This is a genomic window from Mesorhizobium sp. WSM4806 (assembly GCF_055811635.1).
This window is the reverse complement of the sequence record NZ_JBVVQZ010000020.1, coordinates 118,274-136,642: the sequence shown is the minus strand read 5'-3', so window position 1 is coordinate 136,642 and position 18,369 is coordinate 118,274. Positions and strand designations below refer to the sequence as shown.

Here is an 18,369-nt window from a genome sequence, read left to right as displayed (position 1 = left end):
TGGCTGGCCTCACGGCGGATTCGAACCTCGTTCGGTCGAGTTCCTTCGCGCCCCCCTCTGTCCTGCCGGACATCTCCCCCACTTGGGGGGAGATCGGCAGCCTCGCCGTCCCGCCCTACTTTAAGCGTTGGAGATTGGCGAAAGCGGAGATGCCGGCCAATCTCCCCCCAAGTGGGGGAGATGCCCGGTAGGGCAGAGGGGGGCGCTGTCCCACCGATCTCTGGTCAGCGAGCACCTAACCCGCAAGCCGGCTAACCATCTCGTGCTGCGCATAGGCGCGGCCGAAGCGGTTGGCGAGGAACGCGTCGAGCGCGATGTCTTCCTGCTTGATAAAACCCTGCGCCGGCAAGCTGCCGTCGGCCAGCATGTCGAGCACAGCGCAGATGGCGGAGGCGGTGGTGATCTGGATGGCGCTGCGCACCTTGTCGCCGACGCGCTTGGCGTAGATCTTGTTGGCGTAGGTTTCCTGGAGCAGGCGGCCGTTCTTGCGGCCGCTGACGGTGACGAAGACGATGACGACGTCCTGCAGCGTCGCCGGCAGGGCGCTCTCAAAAATGTCTTTCAGCACGTCGCGGCGGTGGCGCAGGCCGAGATCGTTGAGCAACGCCTTCATGATCGCGGCGTGGCCGGGGTAGCGGATGGTACGATAGTTCAGCGTGCGCACCTTGCCCTTCAGGGTTTCGGCCAGTGTGCCGAGCCCGCCCGAGGTGTTGAACGCCTCGTAGGTGACGCCGTCGAGCGAGAATTCCTCGCGCTCCTCCAGCGGCGGTACCTCGATCAGTTCGCCTTCGACGATCGCCTCGCAAGGCTCGCAATATTCGTTGATGACGCCGTCCGTGCTCCAGGTCAGATTGTAGTTCAGCGCATTCGACGGGTATTGCGGCAGTGCGCCGACCCGCATGCGCACGCTCTCCAGCGTGTCGAAGCGGCTGGCGAGATCATTGGCGACGATCGAGATGAAGCCCGGCGCCAGCCCGCATTGCGGGATGAAGGCGCTGTTGGCTGTACGCGCCAATTGCCTGACGCGCCGGGTCGCGACGACGTCCTCGGTCAGGTCGAGATAATGCACATCGGCACTGGCCGCCGCTTCGGCGATGCGCGTGGTCAGGTGGAAGGGCGCGGCGCTGAGCACCGCGAACTTGCCGGCAAGGGCCGCTTCGAGCGTGCCGGCGGCTTCGATGTCGAGTTCTAACGTCTCGACCGTTTCAGGCAGTTCGGCCGCGCCGAGCTGTGCGGCCGAACGGTCGGCGAGGGTTATGTGATAGTCGCCGGTGGAAACCAGCATCTCGGCGATGGTCGAGCCGATCTTGCCGGCGCCGACAATTATGATGTTCTTCATGACAGTTCCCTCGCCTTGCCTTTCACAGAGCGGACAGAATCGCAGCTTGCCTGTCGAAAGGAAGTGTTGAACTGTCCAAAACGAAGTGCCAAATTGGACAGTATGCTGATGAGGTTCGTCGAAAGTGCTTAGCAACGCCGAACAGGCCCTGCTCTCCCTGCTGCGCGCGAATGCGCGCGCCTCGACGGCCGAACTGGCGCGGCGGCTCGGCGTGTCGCGGACGACGGTGCAGAGCCGGATCGAGCGGCTGGAACAGCGCGGCATCATCACCGGCTATGGCGTCAGGCTTTCACCCGACTACGAACAGGGACTGGTGCGGGCGCATGTCCTGCTCACCGTCACGCCCAAGCTTGCCGACAAGGTGGTGCGCAGCCTGCAGGCGCTGCCGCCGGTGCGGACGCTGCATTCGGTGAGCGGCAATTTCGACATGATCGTCATCGTTGACGCGCCCTCGATCAAGGATCTCGACACGCTGCTTGATGAGATTGGCGCGATGGACGGGGTCGAGCGGACATCGTCGTCGATCATCCTGTCGACGCGGATCGACCGGTGAGTGCCTTGGCGGAGCATGGCACCGCTTCCCTCCTTCCAAAATGCTGCTGCCGGGCAGAACCTTGCGGAAAGTCGGCGGGACAGCGCCCCCCCTCTGTCCTGCCCTCTTTGCCAAAACTTGGCATCTCCCCCACTTGGGGGGAGATCGGCAATTTTTGGCGCTACGCTTACGCTTGCGACGCTCCTGTAACAAAGCAACATGAAGTCCGAAAAAATGTTGCTTTCTGACATGGCCTGTATGAGAATTGCGCGGACAACGAGAACAGACAGGAGCCGGACGCCGATGCAATTTGATCTCCTGCTGAAGGGCGGCCGCCTCATCGATCCGGCATCCGGCCTCGATGCGCAACGCGATCTGGCCATCGCCAACGGCCGCATCACCGCGATCGATCCCGACATTCCCTTCGAGCGCGCCGCGCGCGTCATCGATGCGACGGGGTCCATCGTCGCGCCCGGCCTCATCGACCTGCACAGCCACGTCTATTGGGGCGGCACCTCGCTTGGCGTCGATGCCGACCGCCTCGCTGCAAAAAGCGGCACCACAACCTTCATCGACGCCGGAAGCGCTGGCGCCGGCAACCTCCTCGGCTTTCGCCGCCACGTCATCGAGCGCTCGAAGCTCCGCATCCTGGCCTATGTCAACATTTCCTTTGCCGGCATTTTCGGCTTCTCGCAGACCGTTTCGGTTGGCGAGTGCAGCGATCTGCGGCTCTGCGAACCGCGCGAGACGGTGGCGGCGGTGCGCGAGCACGCAGACGTGGTCGTCGGCGTAAAGGTACGCTCGGGTCGCCATGCCGGCGGCAGCAGCGGCATCGCGCCGGTCGATCTGGCGCTCGAGGCTGCCGACCAGGCCGGCCTGCCGCTGATGGCGCATATCGACGAGCCGCCGCCAGGCCGTTCGGAAGTGCTGCCGCGGCTGCGCAAGGGCGACATCCTCACCCACTGCTTCCGGCCGTTTCCCAACGCGCCGGTCTTCGCCTCGGGCGCGGTCCGGCCCGACATGCGGCTGGCGCGCGAGCGCGGCGTCATCTTCGACATCGGCCACGGCATGGGCTCGTTCGATTTCTCGGTTGCCAGGGCGATGCTCAGCGAAGGGCTGGCGCCTGACGTGATCAGCAGCGACGTGCATCTCTACTGCGTCGACGGCCCCGCCTTCGACATTCTGGTCTGCATGTCGAAATTGATGGCGCTCGGCATGCCGCTGGTCGAGGTGCTGCGCGCGGCGACACAACGGCCGGCCGAGGCGATCGCAAGGCCCGAGCTTGGCACGCTTAAGGTCGGTGCCGTCGGCGACATCGCGGTGCTGCGGCTGCGTCCGGGCCGTTTTACCTTTGTCGACGCGGTCGGTGCCTCGCTGACCGCCGAGCAGAGACTGGTCTCGGACGGCATCGTGGTCGGCGGCACCTGGTGGCCGAACGAAGCGGCTAACGATTTTGGCGATACCGACCGCTACGAAGCGCATGCGCATCAGACGCATGTCGATGTGGTGAGCCGGCATTTCGGGCGTGGGTGAAGGCTGGGCAGCTCTTCCTTCTCCTTTGTGGGAGAAGGTGGCCGAGCGAAGCTCGGTCGGATGAGGGGTGCTCCAGAGAACACCAACGCCTCACTCCGTCCAACACCCCTCATCCGTCTTGGCGCTGCGCGCCAATCCACCTTCTCCCACAAGGGGAGAAGGAGAGATGCGCTGCTACCCATAGACCGGCGTCGCCATTCCTTCCATCCGCGCCTTGATCTGCAGCGCCACATATTTCGAATAGAAGCGCGACAGCGCCAGATTGCCGCCGTGGAACCATAGCGCTTCCTGCGCCGTCGGCTTCCACATGTTGCGCAATTCGCCTTGCCATGGTCCGGGGTCACCTTTCACGCCCGAGCCAATCCCCCAGCACGGCCCGACCTCGTCAGCGACGTCGCGCGAGACGATCGCCGCTACGGTTTCGTTCATCGACTGATAGCCGGTGCAGGAGATAATCGCATCGGCCGCCAATTCGCTGCCGTCGTCGAACAGGATTCCGGTCGGCGTCAGCGACTTGATCTCGACGCCGCTGCGGACGCCGATCGCGCCCTCGATGATCAGATCGGAAGCGCCGACGTCGATATAGTAGCCCGAGCCGGTGCGGTAGGCCTTCATCAGCAGCCCGGTCTCGTCGTCGCCGAAATCGATGGCGAAGCCGGCACCGCGCAAGCGGTCGTAGAAGGCCGCGTCACGCGCCTTGATGATGTCGTACAGCGCCCGCTGGCTTTGCGGCAGCAGCGCGAACGGCGTCGAGGCGACGATCATGTCGGCCTTTTCGGTGGTGATGCCGCGGGCCAGCGCCTTTTCCGAAAAGATCTCGAAGCCGACTTCCATCAGCGTGTCTGACTTGACCACCGTCGTCGGCGAGCGCTGGATCATGGTCACCGCAGCGCCGCTCTCCCAGAGGTCGACGGCGACATCGTGCCCCGAACTCGCCGCGCCGATGACCGCGACGCGTCTGTCGCGGAATGTCTCGCCGCTAAAATACTGGCTGGAATGCAGGATTTCGCCCTGGAACGCAGCGGCGCCCGGCAGGTCGATCTGCCGCGGCGGGCCATAGGCGCCGGTCGCAAAGACGATGTGTTTTGGCATCAGCGTGATGCGCTCGCCGGCGCGATCGACCTCGACCGTCCAGATTTTTTTGGCTTCGTCGTAGGACGCGCTGATGCATTCTGTGGAGGTCCAGTAATTGAGCTCCATGACGCGCGTGTACATTTCCAGCCAGTCGCCCATCTTGTCCTTGGGCGTGAACACCGGCCAGTTCTCCGGAAACGGGATGTAGGGCAGATGGTCGTACCAGACCGGATCGTGCAGCACGAGCGAGCGATAGCGGTTGCGCCAGGAATCGCCGGCCTGCGCATTCTTCTCGATGACGATCGCCGGCACGCCGAGTTGCCGCAGCCGTGCGCCCAGCATGATGCCGCCCTGGCCGCCGCCGATGACCAGGCAATAGGGCTGCTCAATGGCACCGAGATCACGCGTCTCGCGCGCCCTCGCCTCGGCCCAGGTCTCGCGGTCCGGGTCGGCCTTGTGGCGGACACCCAGCGGCCGCGCCGGTCCCCTGCGCTCCTCAAAACCCCTGAGGTCGCTCATCGCCGTGAACAGCGTCCGGCATCTGCCGTCCTGCAGGCGCATGATGCCTTGGCCCCAGGCCGACGACGTCTCGAAGCTGAACCAGGCCTCTATCATGCCTTCGTGCGAGCTTGCCTCGCCACTGAGCTGCCAGGCGGTCGGCTTGGTCGCCGCCAGAGTGGCATCCAGCATGTCGCGGATCGCCGCGCGGCCTTCCATCGTCTTGATGTTCCAGGTGAAGGTCAGCAGATCGCGCCAGTAGCAGTCCTCGACGAACAGATTGGTCGCGGCCGCGGCGTCGCCCGCCTCGAGGGCGCGGGAAAGAGAGGAAAGCCAGCAGGCCGCCTGTTTTGAGGGTGCCATGTCGAGCATTTTTTCTCCTTCGATTCGCCGCAGCTTCTTTCCTTCTCCCCTTGTGGGAGAAGGTGGATTGGCGCGTATGCGCCAAGACTGTTGAGGGGTGTTGGCCGAAGTGCCGTTGGTGCCAAGCTGGAGCACCCCTCATCCGGCCGCTTCGCGGCCACCTTCTCCCACAAGGGGAGAAGGCAAGAAGCCGCGCTGCTCAATCCCCCAGCGGCTCCATCTCCTTGCCCGTCCTGTGGATCTGGGCGTTGTATTTGATGCGGCGGACGGTTTCGCGGGCCGAGCCGTCGAGCTTGTATGCGGCCGCCACCGCCATCAGGTCGATCGCGGCCAGAAAGGCGAAGCGCGAGGCGGTCGGCTTCAGCGTGTCGGGATATTCGGGCACCGCCACCGTCAGCCTGACGTCGCAGGCGCGGGCAAGCTCGGTGTCGGGCGCGGTCAAGCCGATCGCATCGGCGCGGTAATGCTTGGCCAGCTCGACGGCCTCGATCACTTCGCGGGTGCGTCCGGTCGCCGAAATGGCGATCACCAGGTCGCCGGGCTTCAGGGTCGAGGCGGTCATCCGCATCAGATAGGGGTCGCATTGGGCGACGACGGTGATGCCGTAGCGGAACAGCCGGTACTGGGTTTCCTGCGCCAGCGCCGACGAGCTGCCGCCGAGGCCGAACACCGTGACCTGGCGCGCCTTGGCGATGAGCTCGGCGGCCTTCACCAGCTGCGCCGGATCAAGCTGCCGTTCGGCTTCCTGCAGTGCCCGGCGCGCCTCGCCGAACACGGCATTCCAGAACGGCATGCCATTGTCGCTGCTCACCGGCGGCGGCTTGCTCAGATAGAGCGCGCCGACGACCAGGCTCTGCGCCAGCTTCAGCTTGAAATCGCGAACCCCCTCGCAGCCGATGGCGCGGCAGAACCGGGTCACCGTGGGTTCGCTGACCTCGGCGCGCTGGGCGAGCACGGCGTTGGAGGCGTCGACCGCGAACCTGACATCGTCGAGCACGACATCGGCGACGCGCCGCTCCGCCGGGCGCAATTCACCGTAAGAGTCCTTCACCAGCGAAATGATGTCGGGGATGCGCCTGATATGATCGCGTCCATCCGGGTCGTCGCCCGAGGTCAATCGTACATGGCCTTCAGCTTCGGTCATGACTCATCCCCGCCGTTCGTGGAACTCGATCTCTACCATGTTTGCGCGGTCGGTTTGCGAAGTATGTAGGAAAGAAACAAGCTTTTCAAGAAATAGAAAAGCTAATTCAAACAACACTGTAGTCGCGGTGCGAACGATCCCGATGATTAGCGCCGTGGTCGCCGTTCGACCGCAAGTCGGAGAGTTACGGGACACGCGACTCCCCTTCTCCCCCTGTGGGAGAAGGTGTCGCCGAAGGCGACGGATGAGGGTGCTCCAGCTTGGCACTGACGCACTCCGTCCAGCACACCTCATCCGTCTCGGCGCTGCGCGCCGATCCACCTTCTCCCACAAGGGGAGAAGGAAAGGGCAGCGATGCCCCCCTCAGCCCGTGCGTCGATGCTGATCCGAACCGCCATCCAGCCACGCGATGTCGTCGGGCGAAAGCGCAATGTCGAGGGCCTGCAGACTGTCCTCCAGTTCGTCGAGCGTGCGCGGTCCGATCAGCGGGACGGACGGGAACGGCTGGGCCAGGACATAGGCGAGCGCGACATGGATCGGGCTCTTGCCCAGCCTGTTGGCGAGCTCGATCGCCCGGTCGCGACGGCCGAAATTTTTCTCGGAGTACCAGACCCGGACCAGCTCTTCATTGTCACGCTGGTCGCGCCCGGCGCGGCCGGTGAAGAAACCCCTTCCCTGGCTCGACCAGGCGAAATTGGGCATCTGCCGGGCGGTCAGCCAGGCCTTCCATTCGTCGCTGGACGAGGTGACGCAACCCGGCCAGATCGGCACCAGCATCTCGGCCAGCGAAAAATTGTTCGAAAGCGCGCCAGGCTTCTGCTTGCCGGTCCGCTCGGCATAGGCAATCGCCTCGTCCATGCGTTCCTTCGTCCAGTTCGAGCCGCCGAACGGACCGCGAATGCGGCCAGCCCTGACCTCCCGGTCCATCGCGTCGACGAATTCGTCGACCGGCACGTCGGGATCGTCGCGGTGCATGAAATAGACATCGACATGATCGGTCTGCAGCCGGTCGAGCGACTGGGTGAGCTGCTTGCCGATCACATCGGGATAGCAGAGCGGGGTGTGCGCGCCCTTGCCGATGACCACCGAGTGCTCCCGTACGCCGCGGTTCTTCAACCATTGGCCGAGCAGCGTTTCGGTGTAGCCGCTGCCGTAGATGAAGGCGGTGTCGAAGACGTTGCCGCCGGCTTCGAAATAGGCATCGAGCAGGATCATGCCGGAGGAGAAGGTGCGAAAATCCTCGAAGCCGAGCGCCAGGCACGAGGCCGGCCGCGGCAGGCCCGGAATTTCGCGCTTCGCAATGATGGTGCCGCCGGAGCGCAGCCGCCGGCCAGAAATGGTGTCGACGCGTTTTTCGGGTTTTTCGATCTCGTATTCGAGCCCGATGGCGGCACGCCATTTGTCGAGCACACGCAGATTGCCGAGACTGTCGGCCCAGCCCATGCCCGGCCAGGCAAACTCCTGCTTTCCGGCCAGGATCGCCTCGCCGGCGGCGTCGACCTCGAAAGCGTAGAGCCAGCGGTCTTCCCTGACCTCGACCACCTCCTCACCGCCTGAACGGATGATGCGGATCTCGCCGGTGCCGCCTTCCCTGCCGCTCGCATACCAGAAATCCGCGACCTCGATGCGGCCTTTGGTACCAAGGATGCGCAGGACATTGTCCTGGGCGAGCGAGATCCCGCAGGAGACTTCGGCGACGATGCCGTTGGGAAAATGCAGCAGCGCCGAAGCCCATTCGTCGACGCCGGACTGGCCGAGATGCGCCGCACCCGCCACCTTGTCCGGCTCGGCGAAAGGCTTTCCTGATGCGGCCCCGGCAATCAGCCGCGCCATCGAAACGGGGTAGCCGCCGACGTCGAGAATGCCGCCGCCGGCGAGATCGTTGGCATAAAGCCGGTGCTCCGGCATGAAGCCAGGCATGGCGAAGCCGAAGCTCGATTTCAGCATGCGCACCTCGCCGATCGCGCCGGACCTGACGAGGTCGACCAGCTTTGCCGTCTGCGGATGCAGCCGGTACATGAAGGCCTCGCCGAGAAAGGTGCCGGCCCTGCGCGCCGCATGGATCATCGCGTCCGCTTCGAAAGCGGTCAGCCCCATCGGCTTTTCGCAAAGCACATGTTTTCGGGCCTCGGCCGCCCTGATCGCCCATTCGGCGTGGCTGGGGTGCGGCGTCGAAATGTAGACCGCATCGACGTCCGGGTCGGCGAGCAGAGCCTCATAGCCGTCGAGGATGCGGGCGCCGGGGAAGTTTTCATTAAGGCCCGATTTGCCGGGATTGCGCGCACCAATGGCGACCAATGTGCCGGTGCGCGAATGGGCGACGCCGCCGGCAAAGGCCTTGGCGATGGTGCCGGGCCCGAGAATGCCCCAGCGGATTTTTTGTGGTTCGGACGTCATTCCTGGATCTCCTTGGGGTCGCCTCGGCGTCGCGAGTTGGTGAAAGAAAATTGCGTGTCTTGGTGTGCATGGCGTTGTCCCAAACCGCTGCGCACCCTCGGTTCACGCCCGAGGGCATGCTTTTGGGCACTAGCGAATGCGAGCACCTGACTTGTCGAAGAGAAGCGATTGGCCAGCCTTGATCGACACCACCATGTGGTCGCCAGTCGCCCGCTGCCGCGACGCCTCGCGCTCGATGATCAGTTCCTCTGGTCCGGCATTGGCATAAATGTAGCTCACCGATCCGAGGTGCTCGGCGACATCGGCCTTGACGGCGATGTCGCAATCGCCTTCGCCGGCCTCGAAGAAATGCTCCGGCCGCACACCGAGCACGACCTCGGCGCCGGCCGCAGGCGGGGCGCCCGACAGCGGTTTCTGCAGCCGAGCGCCGCCATGGTTGGCGAGTTCGAGGAGCGTTGCATTGCCGTCGTTGCCGACCACTTGTGCCGCCAGAAAATTCATCTTCGGCGAGCCGACGAAACCGGCGACGAAGCGGTTGGCGGGGTCGTCATAGAGATCGAGCGGCGCGCCGATCTGCTCGATATTGCCGGCGTTGAGCACGACAATCCTGTCGGCCAGCGTCATTGCTTCGGTCTGGTCGTGCGTCACATAGATCATGGTGACGCCGAGCTCCTTGTGCAGGCGCGAGATCTCGACCCGCATCTGCACCCTGAGCTCGGCGTCGAGATTGCTCAGCGGCTCGTCGAACAGGAACACTTGCGGCTCGCGCACGATGGCGCGGCCGATGGCGACGCGCTGGCGCTGGCCGCCCGACAATTGCCGCGGGCGCCGCTTCATCAGCTCGGCGATGCGCAGGATCTCGGCGGCCCGCTTCACCCGCCGCTCGGTGTCAGCTTTCGGGTTGCCGTTCATTCTCAGCCCGAAGCTCAGATTCTGCTCGACGCTCATATGCGGATAGAGCGCGTAGGACTGGAACACCATGGCGATGCCGCGGTCCGCCGGCTCGACATTGGCTTGCCGCCGATGGCGATCTCGCCGCCGCTGATGTCCTCGAGCCCCGCGATCATCCTGAGCAGCGTGGACTTGCCGCAGCCGGAGGGGCCGACGAAGACGACGAATTCGCCGTCCTCGACGCCGATGTTCGCGCCGTGAACGATCTCGAAGACGCCGAAGCGCTTGACGACATTTTTGAGTGTGACCGCTGCCATGCTGATCCTATTTGATGGCGCCGGCGGCAATGCCGGCGACGAAATGGCGCTGCAAGAGCACGAAGACGACGAGCATCGGCACCGTGAGCATCACGGCGCCCGCCATGATGCCGCCCCACGACACTTTGGTGAGGCCGATCAGCGTGCCGAGCGCCACCGGCGCCGTCATCGCGCCGGGCTTGGAATTGATCAGCAGCGGCCAGAGATAATTGTTCCAGGAGGCAAGGAACAGGATGATGGCGAGCGCCGCCAGCATCGGCCGCGCCAGCGGCAGCGCTACGAACAGGAAGATCCGCCATTCCTTGACCCCCTCGACGCGTGCGGCGTCGAACAGATCGCCCGGCATCATCGAGAAGCTCTGCCGCATGAACAGCACGCCGAGCGAATTGAACAGCGGTGGCACGATCAGCGCCACCCAGGTGTTGGCGAGCTTGAAGTCGCGCGCCACCATGATGAATTGCGGGATCAGCACGACAGCATAGGGAAGCGTGATGGTGCCGAGGATGATGGCGACGACGACGCCCTTGCCGAAGAACTGGTAGCGCGCCAGCGCCCAGCCGGCCATCGAGGTGAGCAGCACCGACAGGAAGGTGTAGGTCACCGCCACCGAGACGGAGATGCCGATGGCGCCGATGAAATTGGTGTCGCGCTGCAGATTGTTGACATTGTCGAGGAAGCTGCCGTGCGGCAAGAGCTCGATACTGGGGCTGAAAATGCCCCTGTCGGGCATGGTCGAGAAGATCACCATCATCCACAGCGGAAACAGCCAGATCAGCGCCAGCGGCGTCAGGAAGAGATGCAGCGCGATGCTGCGTCCCAATCTGGATGAGGAGCGGCTGGAGGAGGAACGTGAGCTCATTTCGGCTCCCTCGTCAGCCACAGTTGCACCAGCGAGATGGCGATCGCCAGCCCGGCCATGGTGTAGGCGATGGCCGAGGCGTAGCCGAAATTGAGCGACCTGAAACCCTGGCGGTAAAGCAGCAGCCCGAGCGTTTCGGTGCCGCCGCCCGGCCCGCCGCGCTCGGTGATCAGGAACGGTTCGGTGAACAGCTGCATGGTGCCGATGATCGATAGCACGGCGCAGAACACGATGATCGGCTTGAGCAGCGGCAGGGTGATGTAGAAGAACTGCTTGAGCTTGCTGACGCGGTCCAGCGTCGCCGCCTCATAGACATCCTGGGGGATGGACTGCAGGCCGGCGAGCAGGATGATGGCGTTGTAGCCGGCCCAGCGCCAGGTCACCGCGATCATGATCACCGCCATTGCCGGGGTGACGTTGGAAAACCAGTCGATACGCGGCAGGCCGACGCCGTTCAGCAGCTTGTTGATGATGCCGTAGTCGAGATTGAACATCAGCCGGAACACCGCCGAATACGCGACTTCGCCGACCACGACCGGGGCGAAGAAGGCGAAGCGGAACAGGCCACGGGCCTTGAGCAGCGGCGAATTGAGCAGCACCGCCATGATGATCGCCAAAGTGATCATCACCGGCACCTGGATGACGAGGATGAGCAGCGTGTTCTTCAATGCGTTGAAAAAGGCCGGGTCGCCGATCAGCCGGCCCCAGTTGAAGGTCGGCGCGAACCGCCACGGCACGGTGCGCGTCGCCTGGAAGGAGATCAGGAAGGAGTTGATGATCGGCCACAGCCAGAAGATCGAGAAGATCAGCAGATAGGGCGCGAGGAAGCGGTACGCCGTGGCGTTCTGATAGCGCATCGTTGCCTCCTTCGCTTCCCGTTTCTAGGTTTACCGGCCTGCTTTGCCTTCTCCCCTTGTGGGAGAAGGTGGATTGGCGCGCATGCGCCAAGACGGATGAGGGGTGCTGGACGGGATGAGACGTTGGTGTTCCCTGGAACACCCCTCATCCGACCTCGCTTCGCGAGGCCACCTTCTCCCACAAGGGGAGAAGGGGAGTCGCGTTCAGATCACTCCTCGACCGGCAGGCCGGTCGCCGAGGCGATCTGGCTTGCGGCATCATCGAGCGCCGCCTTGGCGTCGGGGTAGCCGCCGCCGAGATATTTGGTCTGCACTGCGCGGACGATGATTTCCGCGTCGCTCTGGAACGGCGTGCCGCGGCTGGGGACGACTTTCGGCAAGGTCCCAAGAATGTCCTTCCACACCGCCTGGCCGCCCCAATAGGGCTGTCCTTCGGAGACATAGGGGTCGTCGAGCGCCGAGATCAGCGACGGCACCAGGCCAAAACCCTTCAGCATCGCTATCTGGCCCTCATTGGTCGCGAGCGAATATTTCAGGTAGGCGTAGGCGGCTTCCTTGTTGTTCGACACCGAGGTGATGGCGAGCGAGGAACCGCCGAGATTGGCGGCGCGCGGGCCGTCGGCGGTGAGGCTCGGCATCAGGTAGACGCCCCATTTGCCGCTGCCGTCGGGCGATTCGGTGCGTATGGTGCCCTCGTACCAGCCGCCATACATCTGGCTGGCGACCTTGTCGGCGGTGTTGTTGGTGATCTTGGTGCCCCAATCGGCCGAGGTGATGATGCCGGCGTCCTTCATCTCCTTGATCTTGGTCATCGACGCCACGCAGCCCGGCTGGTTGACGGTGATCGACTGCCCGTCGGCGGCGAAATAGGCGCAGCCCTGCTCGTTGGCGATCATGCGGAAGAATTCGGAGTCGCCGTTGAAATCGGCGTTGGTCATGGTCACGCCGGGATTGGCCTCCTGGATCTTCTTGCCGGCGGCAATGAAATCGTCCCAGGTCTTGATCGAGGTCGGGTCGACGCCGGCCTTCTCATAGAAGTCGCGGCGATAGTACATCGCCACCGGGCCGGAATCCCACGGCATCGCATAGGCCCTGTCTTCCACTTCGAGCTCGGTGCGCTTGAAATCGGGGAATTTTGCCTGGTCTTCGGCGGTATAGCCGAGCGTATGGAGGTCGACGAAGCAGTCCGGGAACTGGCTCCAGTAGTTCTCGGCCTCACCGTTCTCGATCGTCACGATGTCCGGCAGCCCCTCTCCGCCGGCGGCGCAGCCGGCGATCGACTTGTCATAGGTCGGCTGGTTGCCGAGATCCTGGACCGTGACCTTGATGTCGGGGAACTGCTTGTTAAAACCTTCTATGGTGGCCTTCAGCGACGAAGCGGCGACGTTCCAGCTCCAGATCGTGATTTCGCCGGATTGCGCAAAGGCCGGGGCTGAGCCCAGGGCAAGCGCGAACGCGGCGCAGGTCAGTGTGATGCGCATTGAAATCCTCCCATTTCATTTGCTCTCTCTTCGCGAGCATGGCTAGACTAGGCGCTGGCGAAGGCTTGTCCGCGACAAAGGGAATAAAGAATGGGCGGAAAGTAAGATGCCGGAAAGGCCATTTTACCAGCCCGGCGCCAGCAGCGTGGAGGGTCTGCCGCTGCTGCTGCAGATGTTTCACACCCAGCCCCTGGTGATGCTGAAGCCGCATTGGCATGCCCAGGTCGAGGTGAATTTCATCGTCCGCGGCGCCGTGCACTACCGCATGGACGAGCACGAGATCGCGCTTTCGGCCGGCGACATGTGCCTGTTCTGGGGCGGCCTGCCGCACCAGATGGACGATGCGTCGGACGATGCCGTCTATGCCGGCGCGCATCTGCCGCTGGTGCACTTCTTCCGGCTGCACCTGCCCGCCGACGTCCGCAACCGGCTGATGACCGGCGCGACATTGGTGACCAATGCCACCGACCGGTCCGACAGCGACAATTTCGAGCGCTGGAACCGCTACGTCCGCTCGGGCGATGCGGGCAAGGCCGAGCACGCCGTCAACGAACTCTTGCTGCGGCTGGAGCGGGTGCGCTTCGAACCCTACCGGCTGGTACCCGAAACGCCGATCGAGCAGGAAGCAGGCAGCCCCTTCGACCAGCAATCGCTGCGCAATGTCGGGCGCATGTGCGACTTCATCGCCGAGAATTTCCTCTACGACATCGACTGCGTCGACATCGCGGCGGCGGCCGACATCCATCCCAAATACGCGATGAGCATTTTCAAGAAATCGACCGGCATGACGCTCAACGAGTATGTCAATTTGTTGCGGCTCAGCTACGCCCAGGCGCTGCTGATGCACCAGGACGCCAACGTGCTGCGCGTCGCCATGGACTCCGGTTTCGGCTCGCTCAGCGCCTTCAACAAGTCGTTCCGCAAGCTGGCCGGCATGTCGCCGTCGGATTTTCGCAAAGGCGCCGGCGCCAGATAGCAATGCGCAGGGCATTTCGAGGTCGATGCCGGCGCGCTCGATCCATTCGCACCGGCCAACCTCCCGATCCCGTGCCCTGCCTGCTGCTCGGACAGCTGGCCACCGACGCCGGCTGGGCCGGCCGCGGCATCGGAACCGGCCTGGTCAAGCACGCGCTGCAGCGCTGCGTAATGGCTGCGGAGCTCGTCGGCGGCCGCGCGCTCCTGGTCAACGCCATCGATCCCGAAGCCGCCGCGTTCTGGCAGCGGCGTGGTTTCATTCCGCTAAGGGATGATTCGCTCGTGCTGTTCCGCTCGATTGCGGCGATTGCCGCTTCGTTGGCCAACGCGCATGGATGAAGATCGGCCGGAAACGGCCACGGCTAGCGCCAGTCGAGCCCGCGCCCCAAGAACGCACCACCGGCCCGAGGCCGGTGGTGCTCGCTGGACCGTCTGTAGGGGCAGGACCGTTCCAGGGGATCCCTTAGGATCGGACTCGAATGTCGGCTGTTTCTTGACCCACGGCATCGGCCGAACAGATGAAGCAGCCCGGCAAGTGACCAAGAATCTCGATGCTAGGATGCGCCGCCGCGCAGCGCATGATTTGCGATTTTTATTCGGCTGCGTCAGGAATTTCGCCGGAGGTATCGTCGGCCGGATCGGCCTTTCTTGCCAGGAACTTGTCCAGGGCTGCCTGCAAGGACAGGGTGGCCTGCGGCGAGGCCGGCGTCGTCGAAACGACAGCCATTGCATGAGCAATTCCCCGCGTGGACTTATCCCTAGCCGCCGCAGACGTTGCGGCTCCGTGGCCCTGCGATCCGGCTGCAGCCGAGTTTCCGCCGTTGCCGTTGCTTGCGCCATTACCCTTCCCGCCACCATTGCCGCCGGGGCCGGCGAGGACTGGAGACGCGACAAGGGCGAGAGCGGCGACCGTTGCGAACAGACTGGTTCGAGTTTTCATAATTCCTCCTTCGAGCCGCCCTCCCGCCAGGATGGTTCCAGACTATAAATAGGAGGACTCTCTAATATGATGGTCCACTACTTCGCCAGTTTGGTTTAAATACACCTGTCCGCAAGGGACCTTGGTCCGAAATTGAAAAGCAAAAGTCCTAACTCTATTGGGGGTATTCCGAGCGGCGAACAAAGCGCCTGAAGGCCACAGGCAGCCGGCAAGTGACAAGCTCGCTCCGTCTGCTGGGTGATGCCGTGCTGCCCAAAAACGAAAAAGCCGCGGTGGACCGCGGCTTTTCGATGCTTGATTCCCTTAGAGGACACTGGAGCGGGTGAAGCGATTCGAACGCTCGACCCCGACCTTGGCAACCCATTGATTCCACGAAACTTATCGTCGCAAACCGTAACCTATTCAGCCAGAAAACGATTGTCCAGCGCTCCGGGAGCGGAACACTCTGTCCCACGGAGTTCCGTCGAAAACCGCGCCTTGCGGCTCCCCCTCGGAAACCCGGCAAACGATCGACTCAAGCAACCCGAACACCCAGGGGAGCAAATGGCTAGGACGAGTAAGAAGCGACTGACGAACCAGGTACTTGAACGCATGACGCCGCCCAAAACAGGGCGGCTGGAAGCCCGGCCTTGCGATTGCGTGGCACGGTTCTTGCTTCTACAGCTTCAGACATGCCGGGCGGCGAAGACCCTGTTCCACATCAATACCGGCGTGTGAGGTAGGGACAATGATGTCGCGTAAGCTTCTGTTCGGCCCTCCAGCAGCGTTTTTGGCCGCCGCCCTGGGGGTAGGCCTCTTGTCGTCCGTCACCTCGTGGGAATTTTTGACTGCGACCCAATCCGATTCGGTCTTTTGTTCAAGCGGCCGATCAACCGAGACCGTATCGACGTCGGCGTCGCGGACTTTGCCACCATGTCCGCCGGCCGTCACAAGGTCATAAGGAGCGCCTCGATGGCCGCGAGACTGTGGATGTGGTCGCACATAGCATTCCTGAAAGATGCGGCCGCCGCCGGTACATCCGCGGTCGGCGGAAAAGGCGTCGTAGCGCAGACAAAAATCGGGAACGAACAGCCTCCCGCGGCGGCGGCTTGCGGTTACAGGAATCGGCTACGAGTGCGCCCAGGGAAAGTTGTCATGGATCGTTCGACTCGGTTGGCATCAGCCTTTCGCGAACTCGTTGCACCGCGCTACCGGCCGGAGCTCCACTATATGCGCGGCCCGGGGCCAGCCTCCGCGCGCCGCGAGAGCGCACTGAAGGCCGGCCCTCATCCCTCCTGATCTGATCTCTTGCAGTGCCGCATGCCCCAGCAACCGCGCGCCTCGCTGACCGTGCACTGCGTCTTCCGGCTTGGCGCCCAGGCACTCGGCAAAACATTTCCGGTCCGGTCGGTCCGGTATGTCTCCAATTCTCCTGCTGCCTTCGCCACTAACGGTTCTTGGTTGCCGTTCGCGCTTAGAATTAGAAAGAGATCGGACCGACCGGACCGTTTCGAGTCCGAAAACCACGTTCCTCTGGCGCGAGTGCAGCATGGCGTGCCTGATCTGTCTGGATGACCATGGACCCGAGTGGATTAGCAAGAGACTGGTGTTGGTTCTTCCTCTAATTTTGGTCTGAGAAACCTGACCGGAGGAATCGCCATGACTGCCCCACGTCCGTCCAAGACGCATATTGGAAATCATCGGCTGCATCCGGAAACGTTGATGCTGAGCTACGGCTTCGACCCTCAGCTGTCGGAAGGTGCGGTGAAGCCGCCGGTGTTCCTCACCTCGACCTTCGTGTTCCGATCTGCCGAAGAGGGCCGCGATTTCTTCGATTTCGTATCCGGACGCAAGGAACCGCCGAGCGGAACCGGAGCCGGGCTGGTCTATTCCCGCTTCAATCATCCCAACAGCGAAATCGTCGAGGATCGCCTGGCAATCTACGAAGGGGCCGAGGCCTGCATCCTGTTCTCGTCCGGCATGTCGGCCATCGCCACCACTCTGCTTGCCTTCGCCCGTCCGGGTGACGTTATCGTGCATTCGCAACCGCTTTATGGCGGCACCGAAACTTTGTTAGCCAAGACCTTGGCCAATTTTGGCGTCGGCGCTGTGGGTTTCGCCGATGGCGTCGATGAGTCAGCCATTCGCACAGCGGCGGATGAAGGCTGCAGGAAAGGCCGCGTATCGCTCATCTTCATCGAAACGCCCTCCAACCCCACCAACTCGTTGGTCGATTTCGTGGCGGTCGACCGCATCGCCGACGAGATCGCCGCCAAACAGGGACAGCGCCCGGTCGTCGTGTGCGACAATACTTTGCTCGGACCGGTTTTTCAGCGTCCGCTTGACCACGGCGTGGACGTTTCCGTTTATTCCCTGACCAAGTATGTCGGCGGCCATTCCGATCTGATCGCCGGCGCGGCACTTGGCAGCAGGGCCGTCACCAAATCCATCAAGGCGCTAAGGGGGGCGATCGGCACGCAGCTCGATCCGCACTCGTGCTGGATGCTCGGCCGCTCACTGGAAACGCTGAGCATTCGCATGGAGAAAGCCAACGCCAATGCCCGCATCGTCGCCGAATTCCTGGCCGACCACCCGAAGGTCGCAAGGGTGGCATATCTGCCGTTCCTCGGCGACGACACTCCGGCCGCAGGCGTATTCAGGACGCAATGCACGGGCGCCGGATCGACATTTTCGTTCGACATTCGCGGTGGTCAGGTCGCGGCGTTCGCGTTTCTCAATGCCCTTCAGATATTGAAACTTGCCGTCAGCCTTGGCGGCACGGAATCGCTGGCTAGCCATCCTGCCGCCATGACCCATTCGGGCGTGCCCAAGGACGTTCGGGAACGGATCGGCGTTCTTGAGTCGACAATAAGGCTGTCGATCGGCGTCGAGCACCCCGACGATCTTGTTGCCGATATCGCCCAGGCGCTTGCCCTCGCCTGAAATATGCCTGACCGCTGGTGGGCGGACTGGCGTCCATCTCGTCGCGATTGCCGCGTCCAGGAGTCACCCTGACCCCACCGGTTTTTTTTAACCGGGAGGGGGCATCTCCGCTGAAAAAAGCGCGGCGGCTCCCCCGACGCTCCCCGCGACCGGTCCAGCGCTGGCAAGAAGCCCGCACCAACAAGCTTCGCGGCCCGGCACCCTAACCCTTGCAGGAGTATGCTGGAGCTGATTGGCGCGCAGCTCC

The 18,369-nt window shown here is 63.4% G+C and carries 14 protein-coding genes and 1 pseudogene; 6 read left to right on the top strand and 9 right to left on the bottom strand.

The window, feature by feature from the left end:
* Nucleotides 1-235 precede the first annotated feature (235 nt).
* Complete coding sequence (locus AC0L2M_RS27140; RefSeq protein WP_473536362.1) at nucleotides 236-1,339, bottom strand: saccharopine dehydrogenase family protein; 1,104 nt, start codon at nucleotides 1,337-1,339, stop codon at nucleotides 236-238.
* Nucleotides 1,340-1,463: 124 nt separating this feature from the next.
* Here AC0L2M_RS27140 and AC0L2M_RS27135 point away from each other — a divergent pair, with 124 nt between their 5' ends.
* Together AC0L2M_RS27135 and AC0L2M_RS27130 are read left to right on the top strand one after the other, a co-directional pair.
* The gene (locus tag AC0L2M_RS27135; protein ID WP_027153643.1) at nucleotides 1,464-1,892 is read left to right on the top strand and encodes an Lrp/AsnC family transcriptional regulator; all 429 of its coding nucleotides are present in this window, start codon (nucleotides 1,464-1,466) and stop codon (nucleotides 1,890-1,892) included.
* Nucleotides 1,893-2,174: 282 nt separating this feature from the next.
* Nucleotides 2,175-3,404 carry an amidohydrolase/deacetylase family metallohydrolase gene (locus AC0L2M_RS27130; RefSeq protein ID WP_473536361.1) on the top strand — a complete coding sequence of 410 codons (1,230 nt, stop codon included), beginning with the start codon at nucleotides 2,175-2,177 and terminating at the stop codon, nucleotides 3,402-3,404.
* A 174-nt stretch (nucleotides 3,405-3,578) separates the two neighbouring features.
* On the opposite strand, the gene AC0L2M_RS27125 is transcribed toward AC0L2M_RS27130, so the two are convergent.
* The 7 genes and pseudogenes from AC0L2M_RS27125 to AC0L2M_RS27095 form a co-directional block, all read right to left on the bottom strand.
* Nucleotides 3,579-5,348 carry a flavin-containing monooxygenase gene (locus tag AC0L2M_RS27125; protein WP_473536360.1) on the bottom strand — a complete coding sequence of 590 codons (1,770 nt, stop codon included), beginning with the start codon at nucleotides 5,346-5,348 and terminating at the stop codon, nucleotides 3,579-3,581.
* A gap of 190 nt (nucleotides 5,349-5,538) precedes the next feature.
* The gene (locus tag AC0L2M_RS27120; RefSeq protein ID WP_473536359.1) at nucleotides 5,539-6,483 is read right to left on the bottom strand and encodes a MurR/RpiR family transcriptional regulator; all 945 of its coding nucleotides are present in this window, start codon (nucleotides 6,481-6,483) and stop codon (nucleotides 5,539-5,541) included.
* A 363-nt stretch (nucleotides 6,484-6,846) separates the two neighbouring features.
* Nucleotides 6,847-8,880, bottom strand: coding sequence for an aldo/keto reductase (locus tag AC0L2M_RS27115; protein WP_473536358.1), 2,034 nt, complete (start codon nucleotides 8,878-8,880; stop codon nucleotides 6,847-6,849).
* A 129-nt stretch (nucleotides 8,881-9,009) separates the two neighbouring features.
* Nucleotides 9,010-10,088, bottom strand: a pseudogene (locus AC0L2M_RS27110) (ABC transporter ATP-binding protein).
* 7 nt (nucleotides 10,089-10,095) lie between these two features.
* Nucleotides 10,096-10,947 carry a carbohydrate ABC transporter permease gene (locus AC0L2M_RS27105; RefSeq protein ID WP_236371043.1) on the bottom strand — a complete coding sequence of 284 codons (852 nt, stop codon included), beginning with the start codon at nucleotides 10,945-10,947 and terminating at the stop codon, nucleotides 10,096-10,098.
* The gene (locus AC0L2M_RS27100) at nucleotides 10,944-11,804 is read right to left on the bottom strand and encodes a carbohydrate ABC transporter permease (protein WP_473536357.1); all 861 of its coding nucleotides are present in this window, start codon (nucleotides 11,802-11,804) and stop codon (nucleotides 10,944-10,946) included. The genes AC0L2M_RS27105 and AC0L2M_RS27100 overlap by 4 nt, the downstream gene beginning before the upstream one ends.
* A gap of 209 nt (nucleotides 11,805-12,013) precedes the next feature.
* Nucleotides 12,014-13,285, bottom strand: coding sequence for an ABC transporter substrate-binding protein (locus AC0L2M_RS27095; protein WP_473536356.1), 1,272 nt, complete (start codon nucleotides 13,283-13,285; stop codon nucleotides 12,014-12,016).
* A gap of 106 nt (nucleotides 13,286-13,391) precedes the next feature.
* Here AC0L2M_RS27095 and AC0L2M_RS27090 point away from each other — a divergent pair, with 106 nt between their 5' ends.
* Together AC0L2M_RS27090 and AC0L2M_RS27085 are read left to right on the top strand one after the other, a co-directional pair.
* Nucleotides 13,392-14,261 carry a helix-turn-helix domain-containing protein gene (locus tag AC0L2M_RS27090; protein ID WP_287240059.1) on the top strand — a complete coding sequence of 290 codons (870 nt, stop codon included), beginning with the start codon at nucleotides 13,392-13,394 and terminating at the stop codon, nucleotides 14,259-14,261.
* A gap of 71 nt (nucleotides 14,262-14,332) precedes the next feature.
* The gene (locus AC0L2M_RS27085; RefSeq protein ID WP_287240060.1) at nucleotides 14,333-14,599 is read left to right on the top strand and encodes a GNAT family N-acetyltransferase; all 267 of its coding nucleotides are present in this window, start codon (nucleotides 14,333-14,335) and stop codon (nucleotides 14,597-14,599) included.
* 253 nt (nucleotides 14,600-14,852) lie between these two features.
* Here the strand turns inward: AC0L2M_RS27085 and AC0L2M_RS27080 are convergent, their stop codons facing one another.
* Entirely contained in the window at nucleotides 14,853-14,987 is a 135-nt protein-coding gene (locus AC0L2M_RS27080; RefSeq protein WP_287068147.1) for a hypothetical protein, read from the bottom strand.
* A 1,347-nt stretch (nucleotides 14,988-16,334) separates the two neighbouring features.
* Here AC0L2M_RS27080 and AC0L2M_RS27075 point away from each other — a divergent pair.
* The gene (locus AC0L2M_RS27075; protein WP_287068146.1) at nucleotides 16,335-16,478 is read left to right on the top strand and encodes a hypothetical protein; all 144 of its coding nucleotides are present in this window, start codon (nucleotides 16,335-16,337) and stop codon (nucleotides 16,476-16,478) included.
* 360 nt (nucleotides 16,479-16,838) lie between these two features.
* On the top strand, nucleotides 16,839-18,122 hold the full coding sequence (locus tag AC0L2M_RS27070) for a cystathionine gamma-synthase family protein (protein ID WP_287123496.1): 1,284 nt from the start codon (nucleotides 16,839-16,841) through the stop codon (nucleotides 18,120-18,122).
* The last annotated feature ends 247 nt before the right edge of the window (nucleotides 18,123-18,369 follow it).